The sequence below is a fragment of the Phycisphaerae bacterium genome (assembly GCA_012729815.1).
Classification (GTDB): Bacteria; Planctomycetota; Phycisphaerae; order JAAYCJ01; family JAAYCJ01; genus JAAYCJ01.
Genome location: JAAYCJ010000106.1, coordinates 1 through 5,777, shown reverse-complemented (window position 1 = coordinate 5,777; position 5,777 = coordinate 1). Strand labels below are relative to the sequence as shown.

Annotated in this window: 5 protein-coding genes; 3 read left to right on the top strand and 2 right to left on the bottom strand. The window is 64.7% G+C overall.

The window, feature by feature from the left end; translation table 11 throughout:
- Positions 1–134: 134 nt before the first annotated feature.
- The 3 genes from GXY33_07845 to GXY33_07835 all read left to right on the top strand — a co-directional run bounded on the left by GXY33_07845 (position 135) and on the right by GXY33_07835 (position 2,960).
- Entirely contained in the window at positions 135–1,589 is a 1,455-nt protein-coding gene (locus GXY33_07845; protein NLX05040.1) for a hypothetical protein, read from the top strand.
- Positions 1,590–1,916: 327 nt separating this feature from the next.
- Positions 1,917–2,153: a DUF378 domain-containing protein gene (locus tag GXY33_07840; protein ID NLX05039.1), complete on the top strand. Its 237-nt coding sequence runs from the start codon at positions 1,917–1,919 to the stop codon at positions 2,151–2,153.
- A gap of 132 nt (positions 2,154–2,285) precedes the next feature.
- A complete protein-coding gene (locus GXY33_07835) occupies positions 2,286–2,960 on the top strand; it encodes a DUF4397 domain-containing protein (GenBank protein NLX05038.1) in 675 nt (224 codons plus the stop codon).
- Between the two features lie 81 nt (positions 2,961–3,041).
- Here the strand turns inward: GXY33_07835 and GXY33_07830 are convergent, their stop codons facing one another.
- Together GXY33_07830 and GXY33_07825 are read right to left on the bottom strand one after the other, a co-directional pair.
- On the bottom strand, positions 3,042–5,126 hold the full coding sequence (locus GXY33_07830; GenBank protein NLX05037.1) for a hypothetical protein: 2,085 nt from the start codon (positions 5,124–5,126) through the stop codon (positions 3,042–3,044).
- A gap of 107 nt (positions 5,127–5,233) precedes the next feature.
- The coding region (locus tag GXY33_07825) for an exo-alpha-sialidase (GenBank protein NLX05036.1) at positions 5,234–5,777 on the bottom strand (544 nt) is incomplete at its 5' end.

Below are 5,777 nucleotides of genomic sequence, written 5' to 3'. Positions count from 1 at the left end.
GTCGCCGCCGCGTCGTCGTTCTGGACGATGGAAAACCTCTACCAGCCGCGCTCCCACTCGCGATCCGCACCGGCCAACCGCACCCGCGTGATCTGGACTTCTCCCGTCAAGCCACCCGAGATTCGAGGTGAACCATGAAACGTATCGCATCGATCGTCTTGGCGTCGTTGACAATTCTCTCCGGCTGTATTCCGATCCAGCGGGTCTTCTGGTCGCCGGACGGCCGCTGGGCCGTCGTGCTGGACGAAACGGGTACGCGGCTGGTAAACGGCGAAAGCCTTGAGGTCACGCCTCTAACCATCACGCCGGTCCGCTCGTCGACCACGTCTCCCGCCACGATGCCGGACGAGATGCCGGCGGATTTCGACGGTCCTGTGGCGTGGTTTCGTCACGAACCGGAACTGCTGGCGCCTGTGGGGCTCTTGGGCGCCCGCTGGTCCGATCTGCGTGGGCTTCTGCCTGAAGACGAGGTCGAACAGATCGCCGCTGCCGCCGAACGAGCTCGTCGAATCATGTTGGATGGGACCCCGCCCAACGAAGCTCTGCCGGTGGATAAATCATCCGCACTGGCGTCAAGAGAGCGGACGATGGTCATCCTGTATCTGTCCGAGCAGGCGGGCGACGAGCTGTCGGCCCGATGGGAAGCGGCGTGGAAGGAGGTCGAGACCTCCGTTGACAAGCTGACCGTGCTGATCCGCTGCCGGTTCCACGATGCAAAGCTGACGCTTGATCGCGTGATTGCTTTCTTAGGATCGGAGATGCACAGCGTCCAGGTGTCTCCCGATGACCGTTTCGTTTCCTGCGCCGTGGTCAAAAACCCCAAGGAAAACCTGCTGGGCGAACTGTGGCTGATCGACCTGCAGCGGCCCTCCGAGCCGGTGCGGGTCGCGGAGACGGCCGCCTGGTATCACGACTGGTCCGCCGACGGCCGATACCTGTTCTATATCGCTGGGCTCTCCGACGCCGGCGACCAGATTCTTGGCGTACTGAATCGCGCCGATCTTGCCGGCGGCCTCGACGGAATCGGCAAGGACGGAAATCCCGAACCGATGGCCGGCCTGCTGCTCAACGCCCTCCAAGCCGTGCGCGTCCTGCCCGACGGGCAACTGCTGTTCTCGTCGGGTGAGGTCACGCTGCCCACGGTTGCCAAGGACATGCCGCAGAAACCGTCCCTGTTCGCCATGCATCCCGGTAAATATCCCGGCCTGATGCGCATCCTGCCCCGGCAGGCGGCTGAGGAGTTCGACATGCTGCCGTGGTTCGCGCCGAGCCCGGACGGGACGCGGGCGGCCCTCGCCGATGAAGACGGCCGCATCGCCGTGCTGACCGTGGCCGCCGGCGAGCTCCAGATCGTCCAGCCGACGCGGATCGAGGGGAAGGAGACGAGCGATCGCCTGCGGACGTATCCGGTCTGGCGGAACAACGACGAACTGACGTTCTTCGCTCCGCCGGGATCGGAGCTCTGCGAACAAGGCGGGCTCGTGCTCTGGTCCAAGGACAAGACCCGCTGCATTCCCGGTCTGTTGCTCAAGGAGTCCGACCACCCGGCCACGCAGCCCGCTGAACCGAAGCAGGATCCCGACCGGTAGCTCCGCCCGTACGTTGGAACGCCGTCGCCGAAGAGAATGGGCTTGCGCCACAGGCTCGACAAAACCGGCGAACACGCAAACCTCTGGGCCGCATGAGAAACTGCCGTCGATCGTCCCATCGCCCGACGCCTTGAGTTGCATCAACCGCAAATCTGGCCGCCGCTTCGCAATGAACCAGACTCCCCATCTGCATGAGCGCCACGATGATGCGCCGCGCAGCCCGCGCGGTGCCGGGCGCGCCAGGCCGGTCCCACCGAGAAAAAACTTGACAGTTAGCCATCCGGCTGATTAGTATTCAACGACAACACATTCTTAGGGGGACGTACCATGAAAGTGCTCAATGCCATTGCGTTGATCCTCGTGATTATCGGGGCCATCAACTGGGGGTTGGTCGGGTTGTTCGAGTTCAACCTGGTCGCCGCCATCTTCGGCGAGGTTCCGGTGATCGAGCGGATCGTCTACATCCTCGTCGGGCTGGCCGGGTTGTACGCCATCAGCTTCTTCGGGCTGATCGGACACACCCACGAAATCCATCGCGTCGAGCCTCGGCCGGCGGAACGCTAGCCGAAGCCGACCGCCGAGCCATCCGCACGCCGAAGGCGGTGGAACGGACTCCGGACCGGCAAGGTGGCCGCGCGGACACTCGGGGACGAGTGTCCGTCGGCGTTTGACATCGTTTCCTCGGGAGGCACTGCTATGAAGAAAACCCTTGTCTTTCTGTGCGCAGCGGCCGTGTTGGGCGTCTGCGGCTGCGCCGAGTCGTTGGTCCGGGTGGCCCACCTGTCGCCCGATGCGCCCGGAGTTGACGTCTGGCTTGACGGGGATCGGGCCTTGCAGGATGTGATCTACAAGAACGTCAGCAAGCGGATCGGCGTGACCGAAGGCGAACACGAGCTGAAGATCACGCCCGCTGGCCAGGCCCAGCCGGTGTTGCTCCGGAACGACATTGTCCTGGAGGGCAAGAACGCGTACACCGTGGCGGTAACCGGGCAGATGAAGTTGAACAATCTGGCCGCGTCGGTCCTGACCGACAAAACGCACCCGGACGACGCCAGAACGACCATCCGCTTCTACCACGGCTCGCCGGACGCACCCGGCGTGGACATCGCAAGGGCGGACGGGGCGGTGCTGTTCAGAAACGTCTCGTTCCGCGAACAGAGCGGGTACCTGTCGATCGAGCCGGGAACGTACACGCTGGTGGTCAATGCCGCGGGAACCGACAACGTGGTCCTGACGCTGCCGGGTGCGACATTCGAGTCCGGGGCCGTCTACACCCTGTACGCCACGGGGCTGGTCGCCGAAAACACCTTAACGGTCAAGGCCGTCAAGGACGCCCCGATTCCTCGATGGTACCAGAGGGAGCAGAAGTAGCCGTCCGGCCGAATCGAAGTGGGCGGGCAAAACCCGGAAGAACCGCTGTGATGCCCGGCCGTTTTCCGAGCCGTCAACGGGTTACCTGTTGGTCGGAGCGGCGGTGGTGTTGGCGCGGAACACCCGCGACTCCAGCGGCTCCGCCGGCAGTCCTGACGGAAAATACCGCTCAACTCCCCGATCCATCGCCTCGGACGCCTCGCGATAGTAGCGGTTCTGCTGCCACGCCGCCAGCGGCATCGAGCCAAGCGCCAGCGCCAGGAACAACGCCGCTCCGGCCATCGTGCACACCGAAAAGGCCTTGGTGGTCGCCGCACGATAGCGATGGCGCTCGAAGGTCCGGCCGCTCCTGAAAACCCACGCGATCAGCGTGCCCAGCAGCCAGACCAGCAGGCCCGTCGTCAGGGCCGCCGCGCTGAGGGCGAACGCCGTGGTGCTCATCCGTTTCGGCTCCATCACGCCGGCCAGAACGCACGACAACAAAATCGCCAGCGCCGCCACCAGCCAGATCCATCCAGCCGGGCTCGCCCGCACCTCCGACGCATGGAACGCCGACCACCGCGACACCAATCCCAGCACAACCACGATCGCCGACGACCAGAGGCACGCCCAACCCATGATCAGCCCCGCCTCAATCAACCGGTCGATCGAAAACGGCATCACCATCACCAGCCAGATCATCAAAAACGCCGGCAGCGCCGTGGCCAGATACAGCATGCTCGGCGGCACGCCCAACTCCACGCTCACCATCCACCGCTCGCGGAGCAACACCAGGTGAATGCCCGCCGAAACCAGCGAGACCGCCGCCAGCAGCAATCCGGTCAGCCCGAGCCACCACGTCAATCCCGCCGCCCGCACGTACGCCACGTAACCCGCCTGATCGACGCCCAACGGGTCCATCGCGTTCCGCTCGATCTCCCGCTGGTAAATCCGGCAAGTCCAATCGACCTGCTCATCGAACTCTCTCGCCGCCATGGCCTTTCCAACATCGCCGCGGGCGCACCAGAACTCAACCAGGTGGTCGGCCAAAAGCGAAACGCCGCCGATTCCAACGGCGAAGCTCACCGCCGAACCATCATGTCGACCGGACGTCAGCCCCCACGCGATCCGATACGCGTGTTCATAGATCGCCAGCGCCGATTGCGACTCTCCCATCTCACCAAGCCGGTCACCCAAAAAACACAGACGAAACACCATCTGCCGCGGCAGCGAGGAAAGCAGCAACGTCGAATGGTCCCGCCACCGGGCGAACGCCAGCGGCATTGGGCTGTTGGGCCACCGGTACTGCGCCCCTTTGACCAGCAACTCACGCCGATACCCGTCAAAGAGACTCTCCCCATCCCTCATCTGCCCTAACACCTCGTCGATCCGCCGCGCAACCTGTACCGGGTCAACCTGCGGAGCAAGTCCGTAGAGCCGTTCCATCTGTTCGGTCGGGCGAACCGGGGCCGGCTCGGCGACGGCGGGCTTGCCGGCCACCGCACCGGTCAGGAGCTGATCGGCCCTCAGGTAGGCCAGCAGAGCGCTTTGGGGGGCAAGAACTTCCGCCTGCGAAACCAGATGATCGAGAAATCGCTGACGAACCGACGGTTGAGTCTGCGGGGCCGTGGCGGTCGGCTGGGTTGAGACCAGGTGCTCGCCCATCATCGCCTCCGGCATCCCCGCCATCACCGCCAGAACCACCCGCCTGAGCTTCGGTTTCGTCTCGTCATCGGCCCAGCCGATCGCCAGATCCGACAGACGAAGGAACCACCGAAACCAAGCTTCACCATAGTCCGCAAACGCCGCGACGTCGCTGCCGCCACCCAGACGCTCGCGAAACTGCCGATCGGCGGGCGGCCCGAGCAGGGCCAAGCCCATGATCGTCTCAGCGTCCTGAGTCGCCGGCCGATCCGGGTCGAACTCGCCAAGGCCCGCCTCGCCGAACACCTCGAGGTCCGGCCAGGGGGCCTGGACGCGGTCGATCAGAGCCAGCGGCACGTACTCGTCGAGCTGCCCGCGCCGCACCGCCTCCCGGAAACCCGAGATCCCTTCCATCTCGACGAGCGGATGCGGCGGGCCGTAGATCAGCCGGACCAGCCGGCTCTCAGCGTAAAACTGGGCCCCGATCAGGGCGACGGCGGCAATCAGCAGAAAAACAAACCACTTCTTCCAGGTCAGTTCCATGATCGTCCTCCCACCGGCGGCGCAAAGTCCCCTCCCGGAAGTATAAACCCACGGCCGGGCCGGTGAAACGGGAATTGAATCGCGTATCGGCGGCGTTCCGTGACGCGTCAGATCTCAATGCGGTATAGGTAGGCGTCGGAGGTCCAGTCCTTCTCCGAACGCGTGAATGGGCGCGACATGTAGAGCAAAATCTCGCCGCTCTCGCGATCCTCCTCCGCCATGAAGTTTGAGAGCATCGTCCGAGGATGCTCGTCCGGCATGCGGTCGTCGACCACGGTTACGCTCTCGCGCACCAGCCGCATCGACCGCGGATCGACCTCGCCGAACACCATAGGGTAGCGCGGCAGGTTGCCCTGCGGATTCTCTTCGCTGATGTTGCCAAGCCAGAAGTACCGGCCGCTGGAGTGCGCCAGCAGTTGCGAACACGCGCTGGGCGAAAAAAAGTTCCCGCCGTCGGTGTAGGTCCACGGCTCGGCAGGACTCCACGAGCGCCCGCCGTCCTGCGACACGCTGCACCACTTGTACCCGGGCAACTCGGGCTTCACGTCGTTGCTGCCGCGAAGGACCATCAGGATGCGCCCGTCCGGCATTTCCGCCAACGTCGGCTCGATCGCGCCGCGGGTCGATCGCGCCGGATCGATCGCCACCCGC

Coding starts and splice junctions, on each gene's coding strand:
- GXY33_07845 (NLX05040.1), top strand. CDS start 135: ATGAAACGTATCGCATCGATCGTCTTGGCGTCGTTGACAATTCTCTCC.
- GXY33_07840 (NLX05039.1), top strand. CDS start 1,917: ATGAAAGTGCTCAATGCCATTGCGTTGATCCTCGTGATTATCGGGGCC.
- GXY33_07835 (NLX05038.1), top strand. CDS start 2,286: ATGAAGAAAACCCTTGTCTTTCTGTGCGCAGCGGCCGTGTTGGGCGTC.
- GXY33_07830 (NLX05037.1), bottom strand. CDS start 5,126: ATGGAACTGACCTGGAAGAAGTGGTTTGTTTTTCTGCTGATTGCCGCC.